The 22,008-nt window shown below is 60.5% G+C and carries 19 protein-coding genes; 6 read left to right on the forward strand and 13 right to left on the reverse strand.

Annotation, left to right across the window (positions count from 1 at the left end):
• Nucleotides 1–75: 75 nt before the first annotated feature.
• The 4 genes from OOT55_RS13720 to OOT55_RS13735 form a co-directional block, all read right to left on the reverse strand.
• A complete protein-coding gene (locus OOT55_RS13720; RefSeq protein WP_265366415.1) occupies nucleotides 76–894 on the reverse strand; it encodes a response regulator in 819 nt (272 codons plus the stop codon).
• A gap of 212 nt (nucleotides 895–1,106) precedes the next feature.
• The gene (locus tag OOT55_RS13725; protein ID WP_265366416.1) at nucleotides 1,107–1,493 is read right to left on the reverse strand and encodes a TfoX/Sxy family protein; all 387 of its coding nucleotides are present in this window, start codon (nucleotides 1,491–1,493) and stop codon (nucleotides 1,107–1,109) included.
• A 149-nt stretch (nucleotides 1,494–1,642) separates the two neighbouring features.
• Nucleotides 1,643–2,416, reverse strand: coding sequence for a peroxide stress protein YaaA (gene yaaA, locus OOT55_RS13730; RefSeq protein ID WP_265366417.1), 774 nt, complete (start codon nucleotides 2,414–2,416; stop codon nucleotides 1,643–1,645).
• Between the two features lie 72 nt (nucleotides 2,417–2,488).
• On the reverse strand, nucleotides 2,489–2,974 hold the full coding sequence (locus tag OOT55_RS13735) for a DUF4265 domain-containing protein (RefSeq protein ID WP_265366418.1): 486 nt from the start codon (nucleotides 2,972–2,974) through the stop codon (nucleotides 2,489–2,491).
• An 88-nt stretch (nucleotides 2,975–3,062) separates the two neighbouring features.
• Between OOT55_RS13735 and OOT55_RS13740 the strand changes: the two genes are divergently transcribed.
• From OOT55_RS13740 to OOT55_RS13765, 6 genes are all read left to right on the forward strand, one after another.
• The gene (locus OOT55_RS13740) at nucleotides 3,063–4,349 is read left to right on the forward strand and encodes a M48 family metalloprotease (protein ID WP_265366419.1); all 1,287 of its coding nucleotides are present in this window, start codon (nucleotides 3,063–3,065) and stop codon (nucleotides 4,347–4,349) included.
• An 87-nt stretch (nucleotides 4,350–4,436) separates the two neighbouring features.
• Nucleotides 4,437–5,021, forward strand: coding sequence for a TRAP transporter small permease subunit (locus OOT55_RS13745; protein WP_265366420.1), 585 nt, complete (start codon nucleotides 4,437–4,439; stop codon nucleotides 5,019–5,021).
• The gene (locus tag OOT55_RS13750) at nucleotides 5,015–6,385 is read left to right on the forward strand and encodes a TRAP transporter large permease (protein ID WP_416140961.1); all 1,371 of its coding nucleotides are present in this window, start codon (nucleotides 5,015–5,017) and stop codon (nucleotides 6,383–6,385) included. Before OOT55_RS13745 ends, OOT55_RS13750 begins: the two co-directional genes overlap by 7 nt.
• 44 nt (nucleotides 6,386–6,429) lie before the next feature.
• Nucleotides 6,430–6,822 (forward strand): acyl-CoA thioesterase, encoded by a 393-nt coding sequence (locus OOT55_RS13755; protein WP_265366421.1) that lies wholly within the window; start codon nucleotides 6,430–6,432, stop codon nucleotides 6,820–6,822.
• A 166-nt stretch (nucleotides 6,823–6,988) separates the two neighbouring features.
• Nucleotides 6,989–7,555, forward strand: coding sequence for a cytochrome b (locus OOT55_RS13760; protein WP_265366422.1), 567 nt, complete (start codon nucleotides 6,989–6,991; stop codon nucleotides 7,553–7,555).
• Between the two features lie 36 nt (nucleotides 7,556–7,591).
• Nucleotides 7,592–8,173 (forward strand): YceI family protein, encoded by a 582-nt coding sequence (locus OOT55_RS13765; protein ID WP_265366423.1) that lies wholly within the window; start codon nucleotides 7,592–7,594, stop codon nucleotides 8,171–8,173.
• Nucleotides 8,174–8,235: 62 nt separating this feature from the next.
• On the opposite strand, the gene OOT55_RS13770 is transcribed toward OOT55_RS13765, so the two are convergent.
• From OOT55_RS13770 to OOT55_RS13810, 9 genes are all read right to left on the reverse strand, one after another.
• Nucleotides 8,236–9,042, reverse strand: coding sequence for a MipA/OmpV family protein (locus tag OOT55_RS13770; RefSeq protein WP_265366424.1), 807 nt, complete (start codon nucleotides 9,040–9,042; stop codon nucleotides 8,236–8,238).
• A gap of 31 nt (nucleotides 9,043–9,073) precedes the next feature.
• The gene (locus OOT55_RS13775; RefSeq protein ID WP_265366425.1) at nucleotides 9,074–10,249 is read right to left on the reverse strand and encodes a TRAP transporter substrate-binding protein; all 1,176 of its coding nucleotides are present in this window, start codon (nucleotides 10,247–10,249) and stop codon (nucleotides 9,074–9,076) included.
• A gap of 46 nt (nucleotides 10,250–10,295) precedes the next feature.
• Entirely contained in the window at nucleotides 10,296–12,494 is a 2,199-nt protein-coding gene (gene uvrD, locus OOT55_RS13780; protein ID WP_265366426.1) for a DNA helicase II, read from the reverse strand.
• 147 nt (nucleotides 12,495–12,641) lie between these two features.
• Nucleotides 12,642–14,096, reverse strand: coding sequence for a cryptochrome/deoxyribodipyrimidine photo-lyase family protein (locus tag OOT55_RS13785; RefSeq protein WP_265366427.1), 1,455 nt, complete (start codon nucleotides 14,094–14,096; stop codon nucleotides 12,642–12,644).
• A gap of 9 nt (nucleotides 14,097–14,105) precedes the next feature.
• The gene (locus OOT55_RS13790; protein WP_265366428.1) at nucleotides 14,106–15,434 is read right to left on the reverse strand and encodes a DASH family cryptochrome; all 1,329 of its coding nucleotides are present in this window, start codon (nucleotides 15,432–15,434) and stop codon (nucleotides 14,106–14,108) included.
• 42 nt (nucleotides 15,435–15,476) lie between these two features.
• A complete protein-coding gene (locus OOT55_RS13795; protein ID WP_265366429.1) occupies nucleotides 15,477–16,442 on the reverse strand; it encodes a sensor domain-containing diguanylate cyclase in 966 nt (321 codons plus the stop codon).
• Nucleotides 16,439–17,461 (reverse strand): response regulator, encoded by a 1,023-nt coding sequence (locus tag OOT55_RS17790; protein ID WP_322113812.1) that lies wholly within the window; start codon nucleotides 17,459–17,461, stop codon nucleotides 16,439–16,441. Before OOT55_RS17790 ends, OOT55_RS13795 begins: the two co-directional genes overlap by 4 nt.
• A gap of 120 nt (nucleotides 17,462–17,581) precedes the next feature.
• Nucleotides 17,582–21,070 (reverse strand): HEAT repeat domain-containing protein, encoded by a 3,489-nt coding sequence (locus tag OOT55_RS13805; protein WP_265366430.1) that lies wholly within the window; start codon nucleotides 21,068–21,070, stop codon nucleotides 17,582–17,584.
• Between the two features lie 169 nt (nucleotides 21,071–21,239).
• On the reverse strand, nucleotides 21,240–22,007 hold the full coding sequence (locus OOT55_RS13810) for a TlyA family RNA methyltransferase (RefSeq protein ID WP_265366431.1): 768 nt from the start codon (nucleotides 22,005–22,007) through the stop codon (nucleotides 21,240–21,242).
• Nucleotide 22,008: the final 1 nt, after the last annotated feature.

Raw genomic sequence — 22,008 nt, forward strand, 5'->3', positions numbered from 1 at the left:
AGAGGTTCAAACCGCCACATCATACTGCTACTCGTCATTATCGTTATCGCCGTAAGGGGCGTCTCATCGCGATCCCTACAGTCGCTCCAGATAGCGCTTCAACGCGGATTGCTTCTCTTCGTCCTGGTCGACAAAGCGCACTGTCACCCGAACCACCTGGGTGTCCGGGTCAATCTCGGCGGCCTGGAGGCTGTGCATGTAGCCATTGAGCTGCGACGGAGCCTCGCCATCATCGGATTCGATATCCACCACCACCGCGTCGAACAGGCGGGGCAGGGCGTCGGTCCGCTGTATCAGCCCGGTCAGAGCTTCAGAAGACAACTCCCGCATCACACAGCGCACCCCCTCGCCCCGATTACCCAGTCGCAACTGGGCCCGCCCCTTGAGCTTTTTGGTCTTGGCCGAGGTCTGTCGGGGTTCCGGGCCGGACGGGCGCGACGCCCCGCCAGTCAGTACGCTGACCGAGTGAGCGGCCACCCCCTGAGCCGCGCTGTGGGCACCGCCTTTCGGCACTTTGCCCACGCGGGCCAATTGCTTGGTCACCTTGCGCATCAGCTCTTCGGGGGTAAAGGGTTTGACCAGATAATCCGAGGCGCCGGCTTCGACCGCGGCCACCACATGGTTGCGGTCACCCCGGCTGGTGACCATGACAAAGGGCACATCACCACCTTCGGTTTGTTGGCGCAGGGTGCGCAACAACTCTTCACCGCTCATGTTGGGCATTTCCCAATCAGACAGAATCAGATCAACCGTCTGGTTTTTCATGGCCGCCAGCGCCCGATTGCCATCCACGGCCTCGAACACTTCCACTCCGGGAATGCGTTCACGCAGGTGTTTTTTTACCATGTCCCGAATAAAGCTGGCGTCATCGACCACCAGAATGCGAATTGCCATTCAGTCACTCTCTTGTTGTTCTGACTTTACTGTCCTGACGAACCGGCTCTGAAATGCCATCGAACCCGTTGCCGACCCGCACACTATAACAATGATCGCCAAAGGAGGGGCTCAAAGGAGGGTATAGTAAAGGAAAGAGGCACGACACGTGTCGCCCAAAACATTCCCAATCGAGGCTAAGAGTAGCCGATTATGACGCCAATGGGGAATGCTCAGCCGGCAGAAAAGCGGCGTACGGGCGATTGCGTGGGGGCGGTTACGTAAGCCGGCTCCGGCAGTGGCGCCTGGCTGGCCTCTACCGCGGCCCGCATCCAGAACAGCAGTTCGGAGGAATCTTCAAGGACGGCGTCGGGCAATTGGTAGAAATGACTGACGGAAGAACCGGCGCCGCGCGGCTGAAGAGCGGGCATGGCTCGGTCAAGGTAGGGTTGGCGCGAGGCGTCATCGACCCGGAAGTAGAGCCGGTCGTCCGCCATGATCGCGAACAGGTAGTGCTGATGATAGAGCCCAATACCCGCAAAAATGCGCCGGTAGGACACCGGTGCCACTTGTGACAAGTGGTGCAAGGCGCGACTGAGTGCGGGCTGGCTGACAGACAAGGATCACTTCCTTTGGTTAACAGGTGGCTTTAAGCCGCAGGTAAAACCGTTAGACGGCGCGAGTGTCCTGACTCGCAATTCAATTTTACGCGCCCTGCGGAAGGATGTAAGGGCGCGTTAAGATCTTTTTGTTGTTTCGGACGTTGTTTTTATGCGCTATCGCGAGTAAACACCCACTGGGCGCCCTTGGACAGGGCATCATTATAGGCATAGCCATCGACATCGAACGCCTTCAGGTCCTCAGCGTCCTGGATACGGTTCTGAATCGCATAGGCCGCCATCAGTCCGCGAGCCTTCTTGGCGTAAAAACTGATGATCTTGTACTGGCCATTCTTCCAGTCCTTGAACACCGGTGTAACGAGCGATGCCGAGAGTTTCCCGGGCTGAACCGATTTGAAGTACTCGTTGGAGGCGAGATTCACCACCACGGAGCTCTTCAATGTATCGAGCTGTTGGTTGATGGCCCGGGTCAGGCGCTCTCCCCAGAATTGATACAGGTTGTCTCCGCGCGGATTCGACAGCCTGGTGCCCATTTCCAGACGGTAGGGCTGAATCAGGTCGAGCGGGCGGAGCAACCCGTAAAGTCCGGACAGAATCCGCAGATGTTTCTGGGCAAAGGTGAAATCGCCCTCCTTGAACTGTTCGGCATTCAGGCCGGTGTACACATCCCCCTTGAACGCCAGAGCCGCCTGTTTGGCATTGCCCGACGTGAACGGCGTTTGCCATTGGTGGTAACGGTCGTAGTTGAGCTGGCCGAGCTTGTCGCTGATACCCATAAGGCTGGAGATATCCTGGGGCGCCAGATCTCTGAGTACACCGATCAGCTCTTGTGATTGGTCCAGAAAGTCCGGCTGGGTCGATCTGTCGGTGACCGGTGCGGTTTCAAAATCCAGGGTTTTGGCAGGGGATATCAACATCAACATAACGCAAACGCTCACTGTCGGTAAGGCGGTTTAGTAGGGCAGGCACTCCTGCCGTTTTGCGGCTCCAGCTGACTACTCTGGCTTTAACACATCCAGCCACCAGTTCAGGGGCGTCGAGCCATCGCTTGGGTCGTAGACATTGCCGTACATCCAGGTGCTGTCCGGGTCTTTGCCCAATACCTCGTTCATGAGTTTTTCGATGGTTTCAAACCCGCAGCTGACGTGGATGGAGATGACCAGCATACGATCATTGTGCAAGTCCAGTTCACCGCCGAGTTTTTCCAGCGCGGGCACCAGAGCATCGGCAATCGGCGTCATATCCCCTTTGGTAAACACCCGCAGACTCAGGTTGCCGCTGCGGCGTACCAGTTCGATTTCCTGAGTCTTGGGCAGCAGGCGCACCGTGTCGCCGCTGGCGATCCCCTGAGCGAAGGCGGGGGAGCGCACCAGTTGCAGGTCACCGGACTCCAACTCACTGACCGGCAACTGTTCCACAATCGGCTGGCCGTCCGGACGGGTGCCGGCAAATAACTCGATGGTGCGCAACGCTTTCTTCATTCGGGTCCCCCTGCTATAAAGGACAACATTATACACACTGAGCCCATTGAACCCGATGGGCCCACGCCGTCACTGGAGGACCTCTATCATGAAACGCTGTCTGTCTCTGCTGGCCGCGACCGGGTTGTTGCTCGGCGCCACGGCCTGCTCCGTCAATCCGGTCACCGGGGAGCGCCAACTGACCCTGATGTCCGCCGATCAGGAGTTGGCGATCGGCGCCGAGAACTATCAGCCAAGCCAGCAATCCCAGGGCGGTCGCTACGTCGTCGATCCCGAACTTGGACTGTACGTCAGCCAGGTCATGGACAAGCTCGCCGCGGTCAGCGATCGCCCCGGTCTGCCCTATGAAATCGTGGTGCTGAATAACGGCGTTCCCAACGCCTGGGCTCTGCCCGGTGGCAAGATGGCCATTAACCGCGGGCTGCTGGTCGAACTGGACGATGAAGCACAGCTGGCGTCGGTACTCGGCCACGAAATCGTCCACGCTGCCGCCCGTCACAGCGCCTCTCAGCAAACGCGCACTGTGCTTCTACAGGCCGGGATGCTCGCCGCAGGCGTAGCCGCCTCGAAGTCTGATTCCGACTATGCCGGGCTCGCGATGGGTGCGGTCGGCGTCGGTGCCATGGCCTGGCAGGCCAAGTACAGCCGCAGCCACGAACTGGAATCGGACCGCTACGGCATCCAGTACATGGTTGAAGCCGGTTATGACCCACAGGCCGCCGTGGAACTGCAACAGACCTTTGTTCGGCTGTCGGAAGGTCGGCAGAGCAGCTGGCTGGACGGCCTGTTCGCCAGTCACCCGCCCTCTCAGGAGCGCGTGAACGCCAACAAGGCGCTGGCCGAGCAGTACAGTGGCGGCGTGCGCAACAAGGCGGCTTTCGATCGGGCCATGGCCCAGCTACGGCGTGATCAGCCAGCCTATGAACAGTATCAACAAGCCCAGAAAGCCGCCTCGGAAAAACAGTATGATCGGGCGCTGACCTTGGTGGAACAGGCCATTGACCACCAGCCCAAAGAAAACCTGTTCTGGGAGCTCAAAGGGCAGTTGTTGATGCAGAAAAAGCAGCCGGGCGAGGCCATTGCCGCCTTTGACCGCTCCATTGCGGCCAATCCGGAATTCTTCCGTCCACTGGTCTACCGGGGTCTGCTGCATAAGCAGCAGAACAACACCCGTCAGGCGCGAGCGGATCTGGAGCAGAGTCGCAAGCTGCTGCCGACCCAGCTCGGCAGTTACCATCTGGGTGAGCTGGCCCAGCAGCGGGGCGATCGCGAAGCGGCCATCGGCTACTATCGCGAAGTGGCCTCTGGCGGCGGTGATCTGGGCGAAGCGGCCCAGAGCAAGCTCTCGCAGCTGGGCGTGCAGGCCGGGTCCTGACCTCCAGGGCCTGAGGAGCCGGGCTCACTCCGGCTCCTTAATTCGGTATACTGCGCGCTTCGACGCTTTCTCAACCCTATAATCATAATGCCTGAAGACGCCCAGACTCCTCCGCCACCCGCCCTCATTCGCGCCCTCATTCGCGGACTTGATGCCTGTACCGAAGGGCTGGGTCGCACCGTCGCTTGGCTGGCCCCGGTTATGGTCGGTATTACCTGCGCCGTCGTGTTATTGCGCTACGGGCTGGGACAGGGTTCGGTGGCACTGCAGGAGTCCGTCACCTACATGCACGCCGCGCTCTTTATGCTCGGGGCGGGCTACGCGCTCAAACACCATAAACAGGTTCGGGTCGATATTCTCTACCGTCGCTTCAGCCCCGAGGCGCGTGCCTGGGTAGATGCCCTGGGCAGCCTTGTGTTTCTCATTCCGCTGGCCCTCTTCATTGGCTGGATCAGCCAGGACTTCGTCCGCAGTGCCTGGCGTATCCGGGAAGTCTCTGCCGACTCGGGCGGTCTGCCCTGGGTTTATCTGCTTAAGAGTCTGATCCCCCTACTGGCCGCGAGCCTGCTGTTGCAAGCGGTCGCTGAGGTGCTGCGCAACCTGCTGCGACTGATGGGCTACGCCGCCCCCGACGGCACGACGGCAGACGAATCGGGAGAGGAGGAATGCTGATCGAACTGATTCCTCTACTGATGTTCGCCGCAGTCTGCGCGGTGTTGATGCTCGGCTACCCGGTGGCCTTTACCCTGGCCGGCGTTGCATTGGTTTTCGCCGGGTTCGGCATCGTGACCGGCGTATTTGAGCCCAACCTGTTGCGCACCTTTCCCAGTCGAATCTACGGAATCATGGCCAATTACACGCTGGTAGCCGTGCCTCTGTTTGTGTTTATGGGCACCCTGCTGGAGAAGTCCCGGCTGGCGGAGGAACTGCTGGAGAACATGAGCCGCGCCTGCCGCAGCCTGCCCGGGGGACTGGGTTTATCGGTGATTATTGTCGGTGCACTGCTCGCCGCCAGTACCGGAATCGTCGGAGCCACCGTGGTGACCATGGGGCTGATTTCCCTGCCCACCATGTTGCGCCAGGGCTACCACCCATCGCTCGCCGCCGGCACCATCTGCGCCACGGGAACCCTGGGGCAGATCATTCCGCCGTCCATCGCTTTGGTACTGCTTGGCGATGTCCTCTCCAACGCCTACCAGCGGGCGCAACTGGCCCAAGGTGTATTCAGCCCCGATACGCTCTCGGTCGGCGATCTGTTTGTCGGCGCTCTGATTCCCGGTCTGGTACTGGTGAGTCTCTACCTGCTGTACATGCTCTTGATCGCCCGTTGGCGGCCGGTGCTCGCGCCCGCAGCACCCAGCGACGGCCCGATCTCCACCGGTCGTCTGTGGCTCAGCCTGGTGCCGGTATCGGCGCTGATCATTCTGGTACTGGGCTCTATCCTGTTGGGCATTGCGACACCGACCGAAGCGGCCGGGGTAGGCGCGCTCGGCGCTGCGCTACTGGCCCTGTTCAAAGGCAAGCTGGATATCGCCCGGCTCAAGGACGTGGCCCGCAGCACGACCATGACCAGCGCCATGATTTTCACGATTCTGATCGGCGCCTCGTTATTTTCCCTGGTGTTCCGGGGTTTCGGTGGGGAAGAGCTGGTGGAAGGTTTCTTCCATCAACTGCCGGGCGGGGTATTCACCGCCATGCTGGTGGTGATGGTGATCATATTTCTGCTGGGCTTTATTCTCGACTTTATCGAAATCACCTTTGTGGTTGTACCCATTGTGGGCCCGGTGCTGCTGGCCATGGGGGTCGACCCCATCTGGTTGGGCATCATGATTGCCCTGAACCTGCAGACCTCTTTCCTGACCCCGCCGTTTGGTTTCGCACTGTTCTACCTGCGTGGCGTAGCGCCCTCCTCGGTGGCCACCAGTGCCCTGTATCGTGGCGTGATTCCGTTTATTGTGCTGCAATTGCTGGTACTCTGTGCTCTGGCGTTATGGCCTGGGCTTGCCACCTGGCTACCGCAGCAACTATCCCTGTAAAATCAGCGTTCTATTATTGAATCAGAGGTACTGAGTTCATGGCCATGCAAGGCATTGATGAGGATCCCACCCCCCACGGTGAGTTGACTCTGCAAACCCTGTCCATGCCCGCCGACACCAATCCCTACGGCGATATTTTCGGTGGCTGGCTGATGACCCAAATGGATCTGGGTGGCGCAATTCTCGCCCAGGAAGTGGCCAAAGGACGGGTTACAACGGTGGCCGTGGGAAGCATGGTGTTTTTGCGGCCGGTGCCCGTAGGCGCCACCGTCAGTGTTTATGCCAGTACACTGGACGTGGGGCGTACCTCCATTCGCACTCTGATCGAGGTCTGGATCAAGGAGTGCGGTAATCGCGAAATGACCAAAGTCACTGAGGGCGAATTCGTTTACGTCGCCATCGATGACAATGGCCGGACCCGGCCGGTACCGAAGTAACCCAGCTCCCAGGATGCGCGACTTTACAGTCGCGCCCGCCCAACCCTTCCAGAATTCCGCGCTTACAGGACTTTACTAACAAATCTTAACCGCTGCCTTTACAGTATTCTGCTAGTTTTTAAGGGCCAAATTGGTTCGTGAAAGTCGGTTGAAGGAAGACAGGTCCATGATTAAAGATGACGCCCAACGTTACGGCTGGTTGTCCATTACGGTGCACTGGCTGTCTGCACTACTGGTCATTGCCATTTTTGGCATCGGATTCTACATGGTCGACCTGACTTACTACGACAAAGGCTATCACGAACTCCCCAAACTGCATGTCAGCCTCGGGCTGTTGCTGGCCATGTTGTTGGTTGTGCGAATCGGATGGCGGGTCAGCCAGCGGGGCAACCCGCAGCCGCTACCCAACCACAGCCGCAGAATCCGGATCGGGGCGGCCGCCATGAAGCACCTCCTGTACCTGTTGATGGTGGTTATGGTAGTAACCGGCTATCTCATCAATACCGCCAAAGGCGATCCCGCAGATTTTTTTGACCTGTTCAGTATTCCAGCCACTTGGCAGCTGAGCTCCGACGGCGTCGATCTGGCGGGCGAGATCCACGAAATCGCCGCCTGGTTACTGATTCTTCTGGCGCTCGCCCACGCCGGGGCGGCGCTCTGGCACCATTTTGTGATCCGGGATCGGACCCTGCTGCGTATGCTTCGTCCCGGTAAATCCGATCCCAACCCGTAAGCCACTTTTGTTTCTCAACCGTTAAGGAGTAAGACCATGAAAAAGACCCTCGCCGCATTGACTCTGAGCAGTATTGGTTTGGCCAGCGTTCCGGCCATGGCCGCCGACTATGTGATCGATACCGAAGGCGCTCACGCCGCCATCAATTTCAAAATTCAGCACCTGGGTTACAGTTGGCTGACCGGTCGTTTTAACGACTTTGAAGGCCGCTTCAGCTACGACGCGGACAAGGTGGAAGACAGCCAAATTACCGTCACGGTCGACACCAGCAGCATCGACAGCAATCACGCCGAGCGGGATAAACACCTGCGCAGCGATGATTTTCTGAGCACCGACAAACACGGCGAAGCCAAGTTTGTCAGCAAGCGTATTGAGAATGTCGAAGACAATGGCGAAGAGTTTGATGTCGTGGGCGACCTGACCCTGCACGGCGTCACCAAGGAAATCACCATTGAGGTCGAGAAGGTCGGCGAAGGCGAAGACCCCTGGGGTGGCTATCGGGTAGGCTTTGAAGGCGAAGCCGAGCTGACCCTCAAGGACTTTGGCATCGACTATGACCTGGGCCCCGCTTCTCGCGTGGTTCATCTGGAACTGCACGTCGAAGGGGTTCGTCAGTAAGCCCGTTGCGGAGGCGGTCACTGCCGCCTCCGCATTGCTTGCTGCCGGGCCAAACAGATTGATCAGTACAGAATCCAAGTGATCGCAAAACCACCGCTGCCCCCCTGATCGACCTCCACCAGCGGACTGTCCATAAAATGGGCTCCGTTGAGATTGTAATAACGCACGAAGAACCCGTACCAGAGTTTATCGGTACGGCGACTCACCGCCAGTTGGGTATTCAAGCCACTGTAGCCGCCCCGGGCATCGTACCGCGGGCGATCGGGCCGGACATGGCTCGATTCGACGCCATAATAGTATTCGTGGTAGTCGTTGCTGGCGAAAGACGGGCCCATCCGAAAGGTCCAGTTCCACGAGCCGCGCCGAAAACGATAGGACAACTGTGGCTCGGCCAACCAACCAATGTGTTCCGGCGAGCCCTGTCCCAGGGTGATCACCGCCCGCACCGGCAAGGTCAACATCCACTTTTCCCGAAGGGTATCACCGGTCACATTGATGTTCAGCGCCGGTCCCAACTCAAGCGTAGAATCCAGGCCCGGCATATCGACGCGTCGCTCGTTTTTATCGCTGTCTGGCTGGATGGAAGCAGCCAGACTGAGGGTAAACTCCAACTGATCACTGCGGAACAGATCGCTGCGCACACCTTCGCGATCAGAGCGTAGGATTTTGCCCCGATAGATCACATAGGGCACGGGAGCCACGTAATTCCGGTAGGTTTTGGAGCCACGATAATCCGGCGTCACCAGGGCACCCACCCCGAGTCCGACTTCCAGCCGCTTTTCGGGAGGATTCGAAGGCGCAACCGCCGCCGCCATCGAGGCATACAACCAGAGCAAACTGAGCGCCCAGTGGCGCTGGCGGCCGGTCAAGGGGTTACCTCCCGCTCCGGCCAAGGCACACTCAATCGTTCCCTTCGCCGGCGCTCGCCGTGTCTTTTTGCACCTGCTCCCGAACATCGTAGTAGGTGTGCTCGGTGATTTTGTGGTAGTCCGTCACCTCCGCCAGGAATGCCCGATAGGAATTCCACACTTTACGGAATAGCGGATCCCGTTCAGCCTGCTCCTGAAAAATGTCGCGTGAGAGCGTGTACAGGCGTTGAATCACATCATCCGGCAGGCGCCGCAGTTCCGTCCCCTCCTTGGCGACCATATCGTTCAGCGCCCGGGGATTGCGGGCGGTGTATTGGTCCAGCATGTCCTGGTTGGCCGCGCGTGCCGCGTGGGTAACGATGGCCTGAAGGTCTTTCGGTAACGCCTCGAAGGCGGGCTTGTTGACCAACAGCTCCAGGGTCGAACCCGGCTCCTGCCAACCCGGGTAGTAGTAATACCGGGCGATCTGATCAAAGCCGAAGGCCTGATCGTTGGACGGCCCCACCCATTCGGCGGCGTCGATCACCCCCGTCTGCAATGAGGTATAGAGTTCGCCGCCGGGGATATTCACTGAGCTGCCACCGGCGCGATTAAACACATCCCCCGCCAGCCCCGGAATACGCATTTTCAGCCCGCGCAGGTCCTCAATATTGTTGATCTCCTTGTTGAACCAGCCGGCCATCTGAATGCCGGTGTTGCCGCCGGGAAAGGGAATGATATTGAAGGGCGCGTAGACTTCGCGCCACAATTCCAGGCCGCCGCCGTGATGCAACCAGGCGTTCATTTCCTGCGCGTTCATCCCAAACGGAATGGTGGTAAAAAACTGTGCGGCGGGGGCCTTGCCACGCCAGTAGTAGCTGCCACCATGGCCCATTTCTGCACTGCCATCCGACACCGCATCAAACACCCCCATGGCGGGCACGATTTCCCCGGCGCCGTAGACACGGATCTGCAAACGGCCGCCGCTCATGGATTGCACCATATTGGCAAATTCCTGCGCGGTGGTGCCCAGGCCGGGAAAGTCCTTGGGCCAGGTGGTGACCATACGCCAGCGGTAAATGCGCTGCTCCTGCACTTCGCCATCGACCATCACTGCCACCTTGTCAGTGGCCTTTTCCATGACCAACAGGGAAAACAGGATTGCCACCAGGGCAACCAGCGTCAGGATGATCAGCGGGGACCAGTGCGGTTTTTGAGTCGTCGTCATAGTGTTTGCGCGTATTGTTATGGTTTTTTGGCAGGACAGGCCTGCCCTACATGGGTGTCAGTTTAGCGTATTGCAGCACCAACCACTTGCTGCCTTCATCGTCAAAGTTGACCTGGACCCGGGCGTGGGCCCCCTGGCCTTCAAAGTGCAGGATAACACCTTCGCCGAATACGCCGTGGCTGACCCGTTGGCCCAAATGAAACCCGGTGTCTTCACCGGAATCGGTCAGGCTGACGTTATTGGCCCGGCCGTAATCGCCCTTACCATAGCCCATGGGCCGGGTGACGGTGGTTTTCAGGCGCACTTCGTGAATCAGTTCCGCCGGAATTTCCCGCACGAAGCGGGACAGGGCGTTGAAGGTTTCCGCGCCGTACAGGCGACGGGTTTCGGCGTAGCTGATGTAGAGTTTTTCCATGGCGCGGGTGATACCCACATAGCACAGGCGCCGCTCTTCCTCGAGTCGGTCCGGGTCCTCCATGGACATTTTGTGCGGGAACAGATTCTCTTCCACCCCGGCCAGAAACACCAGCGGAAACTCCAGGCCCTTGGCCGAGTGCAGGGTCATCAATTGAACCGCGTCTTCAAACTCATCCGCCTGGGTTTCGCCGGCATCCAGTGCGGCGGTGTCCAGAAATTGCTGCAACACCGACAACTCATCGTCCTCGGCGGCATCGAACACCCGGCAGGCATTGACCAGCTCCTGCAGATTCTCTTCCCGGGCCTGACCTTTTTCACCTTTTTCCCTGCGGTGAAACTCCAGCAGCCCGGTTTCGTCCAGCACCAACTGGGCGACTTCATCCAGGGGCTTTTCCGTACTGTGATCGGCAAGCGAGTCGATCAGCTGCATAAAGCCTTTGAGCGCATTCGCCGCCCGGGCGGGCAGGGCATTGTTGGCAATGATCTGTGCCGAGGCCTGCCACAGGGACAGGTTCTGATTCCGGGCGCACTCGCGGATCGCATCCAGGGTTTTGCCGCCAATACCCCGGGTGGGCGTATTGATTACCCGCTCGAAACCCGCATCGTCATCGGGGTTGGCAATCAACCGCATATAGGCCAGGGCGTTTTTGATTTCCAGGCGCTCGTAGAATCGCTGGCCGCCATAGATGCGATAGGCAATGCCCTCGCGCAACAGCGCTTCTTCCAGCACCCGGGACTGGGCGTTGGAGCGATACAGAATGGCAGAGCTGGAGTAGCTGTTGCCCTGCTTGACCCAATCTTCGATGCGCTCGACGATAAACCGGGCTTCATCCTGTTCGTTGAACGCGGCGTACAACGCGATCGGCTCGCCATCGTCCCCCTCGGTCCACAGCTGTTTGCCCAGGCGGCCAAAGTTGTTGGCAATCACCGCATTGGCCGCCTTCAGGATGGTGCCGGTGGAACGGTAGTTCTGTTCCAGGCGGATGGTCTGGGTACCCGGAAAGTCGTCGGTAAAGCGCTGGATATTTTCAATCCGCGCACCGCGCCAACCGTAAATGGACTGGTCATCGTCGCCCACGGCGGTGACCTTGGCCGTCGTCCCGGCGAGCACCCGCAGCCAGGCGTACTGAATACTGTTGGTGTCCTGAAACTCGTCCACCAGGACGAACGGAAAACGGCGTTGGTAGTGTTCGAGGATGTGGGGCTTGTGCAACCAGAGTTCATGGGCACGCAGCAACAGCTCGGCAAAATCCACCAAGCCACTGCGCTGGCAGTCCTCCTCATAGGCGCGGTAGATCATCAGCATGGTGCGGATAAACGGATCGCCGCTGTCCGGGATGTGCTGCGGACGCAGGCCTTCGTCTTTCTGACCATTGATGAACCACTGGGCCTGACGGAACGGCCATTTGGATTCATCCAGTTCCAGGCGCTGGTATACCCGTTTGATCAGACGCAGCTGATCGTCGCTATCGAGAATCTGGAAATTCTGGGGCAATCCGGCATCCTGCCAGTGCGCCTTGAGCAAGCGGTGCGCCAGACCGTGGAAGGTCCCCACCCACATGCTGCGGGTGTTCACCGGCTGGCCGGTGTCAGACAGCAGGGTTTCCAGGCGCGCGCGCATTTCCCGCGCCGCCTTGTTGGTAAAGGTGACCGCCATGATGGAGTAGGGCGAGACCTGCTCAACCTGAATCAGCCAGGCGATCCGGTGCACCAGCACCCGGGTCTTGCCACTACCCGCACCGGCCAGAATCAACTGGTTATGGGCGGGAGCGGAGACGGCCTCGCGCTGGGCGTCGTTCAGATCGTTAAGCAGGGCGGATACATCCATGGGCAGGTCGCTGGTTGGTGACTGGGGGTTCTGATGCCGTAAATCGAGCGCAACAGTGTACCGGTTTTTGTGTCCATTTTCAGGCCGGAAGCGCCTCGAATCTGGATAAACGTACAGGCTCCCCCGGGGATCGTCAAGGCGTGTCCCCTAGGAGGGTCGCACGTGGCGCCCCAACACACGCTGGCCTTCGCGCCTCACCTCGTCCCGGCTTCGCCAGCTCCACAGACGCTCCCGGGCGGACCGGGCCGCCTGGGTCACGTCCAGAATCGGTTCCGGGTAGGACAGATCGAACATCAAGCGCTCCATCGGTGCCCGCTCCCAGGGACGATGAAGCAACGGCACCGGCAACTCGGCCAACTCCGGCAACCATCGACGGATGAAGACGCCCTCGGCATCCTGCTCCTCCGACTGGCGGACCGGGTTGTAGATGCGGATGGTGTTGATGCCCGTCACCCCGGCCTGCATCTGGAATTGGGGATAGTGGATGCCCGGTTCAAAGTCCAGAAACAGACGGGCGAGGTGAGTCACGCCCCGGCGCCAATCGATGTTCAAGTGGTGACACAGCACGCTGACCAGCATGGCACGCATGCGGAAATTGATATAGCCGGTCTGGTGCAGACAACGCATGCAGGCATCCACCAATGGGATGCCCGTCTGGCCCTCGCACCAGGCTTGAAGGTCGTCGTCGACCCGATCGTCGGTCCGGTAGGGAAAGGCCTCGTAGGCCCGGTTGACCGGCCGGTGTTCCATGGCGCACTCACTTTCGAACTTCTGGATGAAGTGGCAGTGCCAGTGCAATCGGGAGCTGAACGCGGTCAGGGGGTAGCGCCATCCCGGCGCCTGCCGGCGCTCCAGCGTGGCCTGATATACCTGGCGCAGGCTGAGATTCCCCCAGGCGAGGTAGGGCGAGAGCCGGGAACAGTGCTCACGGCTGGCGGAGGGGCTGGAAATCGCCCGACGGTAATCCCGCCCCCGATGCTCTAGAAAACTCGCCAGGGTCTGGCGGGCGGTCCGAATGCCGCCGCGCTGAAAGGCCGGATTCTCCCGGCACCACGACTCGGGCGCGGTACCTGAACCCAGATCCTCCGGCAAAACGACCCACCGGATGCGTTCCAGCTCGGGATCCTGCGGGGGGGCGCGCATCGTCCGAGACCAGTCTCGATCCCAACGGCGGCGATCGGGCAAGCCGCGCTGAACGGCGCCCGTCGGGAATTCCCGCCAGGGCACAGCGCGCGCCCGACACCAATCCGCAACCGCCCTATCCCGTTCAAAGGTCACCGCCAGACCGGTTTCTTCATGGCTGAACAGGCCCGCCACCGGTCGGGTTCGATACAACGCCTCCAACAGTGCGGTTACCGATCCCCAGAGCCGAACAACTTTGCCACCCAGGGGCGCCAGCACCCGATCCATGTCGTCCAGGGATTGCCAGATAAACCGCCAATGACGCTCGTCATAGTGGGGGTCTTCAAGCAGTTCGGGTTCAAAACAGTAGATCAGCAACAGGGGTTCCGGTCGGGTCGCGGCGTCGGCAAGCGGGGCGTGATCGGTCAGGCGCAGGTCGCGCTTCAACCACACCAGATTAATCGGGCTATGTTGGCTCACAGGCTCGGCTCACGAATGGGCAATAGGCCAGTCGGCGGCATCCACCGAATCGAGCGGGGTCAGCTCGCGGTTGTCGCCCCATCGGCGCACGTATTCACCGTCGGGGTCGAACTGGGCGGCCTGTTTCTCCAGATTGAAGTGCCGACCACCGCGGGGGTCGGCGCCCACCCCGGCAATGTATTGCCAATTGCCCCAGTTGCTGCCGACCTCGTAATCAATCAACTGCTGTTCAAACCAGGCGGCGCCATAGCGCCAATCCACCTGCAGCTCGTTGACCAGGGCACTGGCGACAATCTGGCGGGCCCGATTGGACAGATAGCCGGTGCGGTTCAACTGGTTCATGGCGGCATTCACCAGCGGGTAGGGCGTGGCGCCCTCACACCATTTGCGAAACCGCTCGGGATAAAAGCTGGTATTGAGCGAGCGCCTCGGCCGGCCGCCAAACCGATAGAGATCCGCGCCATAGGCGCGGGCCATCCACTGAAAGTATTCCCGCCACAACAGTTCGAACCGAATCCACTCGGTGGATTCATTCGCCCCATAGTGCCGCTCGTAGTTCGCCAGCGCGGTATTGATCTGTCGCGGCGACTGGCAGCCTCGGGCCAGCCAGGGGGAGAACTTGGTGGAGGAGGCCCAGTCGTCCAGCGCATTGCGGGTGTGTTTGTAGTGGGCCGGCGCGTCGCTGTCAAAGTAGCGAATCCGGTGCATCCGGGCGGCGTCTTCGCCGCCGCGAAAGGGGCAGCCATTGCGCTCGGGCGGAACCGGTAACTTGCGGCCCTCCGCCGGGCTCGGCGGCAGGTTCGCGACGAAACCGTCCGATTCGGGAATGGAGCATTGTTCAACGCGCCGGCGAAACTGCGAGAAGGTTGTCGGCAGATCCGTCAGGCTAAATCCCAATTGCTCCGCATTGAACAGGGTCTGATTCTGAATATCGACGAACGTCAGTTGCGGATAGTGGTCGCGCAGCCACTGCCAGTCACGCCGCTCGTAATAGCCCGGGTGATCACTGTGATAGCAGTGGGTGATGCTGTAGCGGGAAATCAATGCCGGTACGATGTCCAGCGGACGCGCCCAGATGACGTTCAGATGCTGGCCCAGGCTGCGCAGACTGGTGTCCAGAGCTCGCAAGGCTTCCAGTAAAAACCGTTCCCGATGGATGCCCAACGGCCGGGTCAGCGCCAGAGAACCTGGCCGGAACCAGGCGGAGTCCACCACATACAGGCAGATCAACTGATCCACTTCCGCTGCGGCGCGGGTCAACCCCGGCTGATCCGATACCCGCAAATCATCTCCGAACCAGTACAATCCGATGCGCCGCACGGCAGCCTCTCCCGACATTCACTCCTGGAGGATTGGGTACGGGAGTGGACCGGAGTCAGATCATTCGGGGGACGGCGCAATCACCACCTGGTTACGGCCCTCCCGCTTGGCGGCATACAGGGCCTGATCGGCCGCCCCGAGCCACTGGTCGGCGTCCTGGTAGGCAAGACTCCAGGGCGCTATACCCAGGCTGGCGGTGACCCGGATGGTTTGGTCCAGGCATTTGAGCGGCTGCTGCTCGATCACTGAGCGTATCCGCTCAGCAAAGCACTCGGCCCCCTCGAGGTCGGTTTCGGGGAGGATAATGGCAAACTCTTCTCCCCCGTAACGACCGGCAATGTCCGGCTGGCGCAAGTTGAACTTGATCAGACTGGTCACCTGCCGGAGCACCTCGTCTCCCACGAGATGACCGTAAGTGTCGTTGATCGGTTTGAAGTGGTCGATGTCCAGCATGACCAGAGCCGCTTCGGAACCGTAGCGGAAATGCCGCTCAAACTCGGTCTGCAGGAACGACTCCCAGGTACTGCGGTTCAGTAACCCGGTGAGTCCATCCGTCTGGCTGAGTCGCCTGAGCTGGGCGTTGCTTTTTTCCAGTTGACGTCGGCTGCTCGCCATATCGGTCACGTCATACACCAGCAGACAGACCCCTTCGACCGCGCCGCGCTGATCGGTCAGCGGGAAGAAGGTGATGTTCTGGAACATGTAGGCTTCGGTGCCGGTAATCGGGCGGCGATTGCGGAACCGGAACAGATAGGGTCGCTGCTCCCAGACGCTGAAGGTTCGGGTGTTCAGCAGGCGGACCGTGTGCAGCTTGCGCTCCAGCCACTCCCGGGGCAGGTCCGGAAACAGCTGAAACAGATCCGCGCCCTGGGCCTCGTCGGCGCGGATACCGCTGTGGTTTTCCATAAAACCGTTCCAGGAGCGCACCCGGTTGTCGCCGTCGAGCACCACGATTCCCACCTCGATGGTCTGCAACAGATCCATCAGCCAGTGCACATCGCTCAGGGTAAACTCGGTGCGGTTCACGAAGCGCCCTCCGGATCGGGCCGCAGGTAATCCAGTGTTTCCTGCAGCCGGGGAATCGAATCCTCGGTAAACAGTAGCAACAGATTGCCCAGAATATTGTGGTTTTCCACCGCAAAGGACACTTCGATGCTCAGCATCTGCTCCCAGAGGTGGCTATTGTGGTGCAGCAGATCGTCCATGGTGACGTGGGTGCCAAGCACCACCGGCGGCGTGATTCTCGGCGACAGGTGCAACTGCTCCCCCAGGCCTTTCAGGAAGGCGCCCGCCAGAATGCCGGACAGGTCCATCAGGACTTCGAGCTCTTTGTGGGACGCGTTGTCGTCCTGATAACCGAGCAGGGCACTCATGTCCTCCACGCTGCTATCACTGAACAAGAGCAGCGCTTCCCCGCCCAGGCCTCCGCCCACGAATCCCTGACTGACGCCAGACCACTTGTGGTGGCTGCTGCCAGCGGTCAGCGCCATATTGAGCTCACTGGCCGCGAGCATGCTGACTTTTGGCACCGACAGCTCCACAAACACCCCCAGCAAGCGGGCCAGCAAGTCACCGGCCTGGCCCATGGCGATATTGGCCTGTTCCTGCAACACATCATGCCAGGTGGTACTGCGATCGGGGCTTTCCGGGTGCACCGCCAAGCGGCGATCCTCAGAGGGATCGTAGAGCCCGAACTCCACCAGAACCGCTTGCAGTTGCACCGGATCCATAGGCTTGCGGATCATCTGAACGGCGCCGAGATCCCGCACGCGCTGTTCCGCCTCCGGCTGAATATCCCCCGAGACGACGATCACCAGCGTCGGCCAATCACGGGCCCGAATTTCCCGCAGCACGGCGTATCCGTCCAGCACTGGCATGTTCAGATCGAGAAACAGGATGTGGCCCCGATCGGCCTCGAGGTAGCGTAGACACTCCTCGCCATCACAGGCAAAGCTGACCAGTACATCCCAGTCGGGAGGCAGGGCGCGGAGCATTTGCTTGCGAGCGACCAGGGAGTCATCACAAATCAGTAGCGGGGTGGTCATAGGGACCTTGTTGTCGTTAAAAAAGACCTATGACCGGAGTATATCAGTTGAAGAGAGGCACCACAGGGGTGCCGATGGCGGAGGCGAGCTGAAGGCGCCTCCGCCAAAAACGCCTCAGGGTCAGTGCCCCTCGGCTTCCTCTTCGGTGGGCAGGGTCACCAGGTAGGCGACGATATCGCGCAACTGGCTGCGATTGAGCAGTTGCCCCATGGGCGGCATACCCGAGCCGGAGTACTCGGTGGACACCACCTCGGCCTTGGCCACCTCAATGCGCTCCTCGCCATCGACAATGGTCATACTGTCCTGACTCTCGGCCTCAAAGAAACCGCTGACCTTCTGACCATTGTCCAGCGTAACCGACACCCGACCGTGGCCGGCGGGAACCCGGGCGCCCGGGTCCACCAGCGCCTCCAGCAACTGTCGACGAGTCAGTTGATCACCGATCGTCGTCAGGTCCGGGCCGACACGGGCACCGCGATGGCCGACCATATGGCAACGAATACACTGGGCACTGTTGCTGTAGCGAAACAGATTCATACCCGCGTTCGGGTCGCCGCCCTCCAGGGCTTCCCGATACACCTCGAGGGGTTTATTGCGGTTCTTGCTCGCCTCGTAGGCTTCCAGCTCGGCGATCAGGGTCTCGTTGCCGGTGGCCTGAGCCGCCTCGATCACATCCAGTTGCACGGCGGCGGGCAGCTCACCCGTGCGCAGGGCCGCCAGAGATTCCCCCAGTAACTTGTGGGCACTGGCATGATCGACATTCGCCAAGGAGCGGTAAGCGGCCTGTTGCTCGGACAGGGAGCCGTTATTCAACAATACCCGGTGCAGCTCAACCACCTCCTCTGTCGGAAGATCCAGCCTGGGCAGCAATGCCAGCGCAGCCATGCGCACATCGGTATCGGCGTCGTTGGTGGCGGTCAGAGCCGCCTGGCCCATATCCGGGTAGTCCAGAGTGAACAGCGCTTCCAGAGCCGCGGCGCGAACCATCGGGCTGGCGTCGTCTTTCAGCGTTGCCGCCAGGGCGTCGCTGGCGCCCTCGATGCCGAGCACGGCCAGCGCACTGGCCGTGGCCGCACGCACCTCCGGGCTGCCATCTTGCAGCAACTCGCTCGACAGGGCCATCAGGGGCTCGCTGGCCTGCTCGCTCGGGTGAGATACCACTCCGCGATGGCGCCCCGTCACCCGATCAAAGGCCGAGCTCTCCGGCCAGACCGACAGGGTGTGGAGGGCCTCGGCGCGCAGGACCCCGTCGATGTCGTCGCGTTGGGCGAAGCCCAGCAGGCGCTCCACCGAGGCGTCGCCACCCACATAGAGGTTGGCGTTGATCAGGCGGCGCAGCAGAGGCTCATTGGTAAATTCCGTGGTTGCCAGCAGCTCGGCCAAGGCCGGCAGCGCTTCATCCACGTAGTGGTCATCGCTGATGCCGCGGGCGGCGTTGGTCACTACAAACTCACTGGTATCATCCAGGAAGCGGGCCAGTTCCGGGCTCTGCAGGCGTTTCAGCGCCACCACGGCGGCAATGCGCACCGCTTCGGAGGCGTGAGTCTCCAGGTTGCCCAGCGTCTCGGCATCGCCCATGCGAGCCAGGGCAATCGCCCCCGCCTGACGCAGGTAGACGTCTTCATCGTCGTTCGCTTCCAGCATGGCAATCACCGCCGACTGATCCTCGGGGTTGCCGATGCGACCCAGCGCCTGGGCGGCGAAAAACCGCACCCGGGCACTGTCATCGGCCAGCAGGGGCGCCAGGTCCGGGCGGGCATCGGCAAAGGCCACATCTCCCAACACCTTGGCCACCTGGGCACGAATTTCGGGATCTGTATCGCCCAGCAGAGGCAGCAGCACGGCCGCACGGCTCTGATCCTGACGGGTGAGCTGGCCAATGCCCCAGAGAGCGTGAATGCGGGCCAGTTGATGGTCGCTGTTTTGCGCGACCTCCAGCAGGCTGGCCTGATCTTCACGGGCCGCCAGCGTCAATTGGGCACGCTGACGCACACGCATATCGGGGTGGCTCAGGTGCTCTACCAGCTCATCGGCGCCCAGTTCGGCGAAGTTCGCTTCCAGAAGTGCCTGAGTATTGTCCCGCTGAGCCTGATCGACGCCTTCGGTGACATCCATTTTCCAGATACGGCCCTTGCCGTTGAGGCCCCAGCCTTCGATCCAGTCGCTCATGAACAGGGAGCCATCCGGGCCAAAGTCCAGGCCGGTGGCCTGTACGCCGCGGAAGATGTTCTGGTCTGACGCCAGCTCGAACGAGGCGCCTTTGGGCTCCAGGGTAAAGGCGTTGATGCCGGAGCGGGCCGCCGAGCCGACAAACTCCACCACGAAGAAGTGGTTGTTCCAGCGCTCGCTCAACGCCGTGCCCGGGTTGTACACCATGCCGGTGGGGCCGGCGTGATAGGGGGCAATAGGGGGCAGAATGTGGGCGGACTGGTCTTCAAAGCGGGGTTTGAAGTAATCCTCGTCCATCCACACCTTGTAGGTGTTGTTTTTCGGGTCCTTGTATTTGCCCAACTGCCAGTTGGTGCGCCAACCGGTGTCGGAGCCATCGATCAGGTAAACCACCCGCTCGTACTCGCCATCGTGGTCGCCGTCGTTATCGACGGTGATCAGGTTGCCATATTGGTCGAAGGTGAATTCGTGGGTATTGCGCACACCGTGGGCAAACACCTCAAAATTGCTGCCATCGGGCTCGCTGCGGACGACCACCCCCTGGTTGGGGTAGGCATACTCGTTGCCATCAACGTCGGTGATATTGGCACCAATGTCGCCGATTCCGTAATAAATACGGCCATCCGGTCCCAGAGTGACGCCGGACATCCCGTGACCGCTGAAACCCACGTGCACGGCGAAACCATCGGAAATGGCCTGCTTGGTATCGGCTCTCAGATCGCCGTCGGTGTCTTTGACCCGCCAGGCATTGGGAGCGACCCCCAGAAACAGTTCATCCAGCTCATTATGGTAATAAATGCCACCGAGCACGTCGGTCACTTCGCTGTGGAAGTCCTTCAGGAAGCGCCGGCTTTCATTGGCCCGGCCGTCACCGCTGGTGTCCTGCAGGAGAATGACTTCCTCTTTGACCACCGCCAGGTCGCGCCAGTCCCGGGAGCCGTCATTGTTGCGGTCGTCCAGCCAGGCATTCTGCCCGCTGTTTTCCGGGGCGAGCTCTTCTTTCAGAAACGCCCGCCGATCCTCGACGCTGGTCCAGGTCATGGAGGAATGTTCCCAGTCCGGATAGCGGCGGATATCAAACTCGGAGTTGTTGCTCCGGTTGGTCACCGCGGCCCACACCCGGCCCTGATAGTCCACGCTGATCGCCACCGGATCGGCCAGCAGCTTCTCGGACGCCCAGAGATCCACCGTCAAGCCATCAATCGGTTCAAGGTTCACCTGGCGCATCACCCGGTCGCGGGCGGAATCGGCTTCGGTATCACTCAGGGCAATCACCGCCGCATCGGTATCGCTGAGCGGAGCCACCGCTTCAGACTGGGCGGGCGCCTGACCTTGTTCCGGAGCCGGCGATGTGTTGTCATCCGGCGTACAGGCCACCAGCAACAGGGAGAGGGACGCCGCAACCAGCGGGCGACCCAAAAGGGGGTCTCGTTGTTTCATTGCCTTCTCACACATCTTTATGGTTTTGGATGATTCATGCAGCTTGGGGCGATCGGTTGGGAATGCCTGTTCAGAAGCCGCGTTTGCATAAGGTGGTATCGACCACGAGGGAGTATAGGGGAGCGCCGGGAAGATTTATACGTCTTATCGGCTAAAAAATGTTTAAATGTTAAAACTCCCCGCGTCGCTTTGTGGCCGACACAAAAAACTCCCGGTTACCATCACCGCCGGTAATCGGGCTCGGAAACCAGGCATTGACGGTCAGCCCCAACGCCTCGCACTGGGCGCGAATTCGCTGCTCCACCTCGATATAGAGACGATCGTCACGCACAATTCCGCCTTTACCGATACCCGCCTTACCCACCTCGAATTGCGGCTTGACCAGGCTTAGCAGATGACCGCCCGGTTTCAGTAGTCCCGGCAACCCGGGCAGAATGAGCGTCTGGGAAATGAAAGACACGTCCATCACAATCAGATCAAAGCCGTCTGGCGCCTCCGCCATCAGGGTGTCCCTGGGCAGATCCCGGGCATTGATGCCTTCAAAAAACACCACCTTGGGGTGCGTTCTCAGAGCGGGCACCAACTGATCCCGACCGACATCCACACCGACCACCCTGGCGGCGCCGGCCTGCAACAGACAATCGGTAAACCCGCCCGTGGACTGGCCCACATCCAGTGCCACCCAGCCCTCGGGCACCAGGCCCGACTGCGCCAGAGCGCCACGTAACTTGAGGCCACCCCGGGATACAAATTGATCCTCATCACCGGGCTCAATCTTCAGTCGCTGGTCTTCCGACACTTTGATGCTGGCCTTGTTCAGTAGGTGCCAATCGCCGCCCACCTGACAGCGGACCCGCCCGGCTTCGATCATCCGCTGGGCCTGACTGCGGGTGTACGCCAGGCCCCGGGTCACCAGAGCTTTATCCAGTCGTTCCACA

Source organism: Marinimicrobium sp. C6131 (assembly GCF_026153455.1).
Lineage (GTDB): Bacteria > Pseudomonadota > Gammaproteobacteria > Pseudomonadales > Cellvibrionaceae > Marinimicrobium.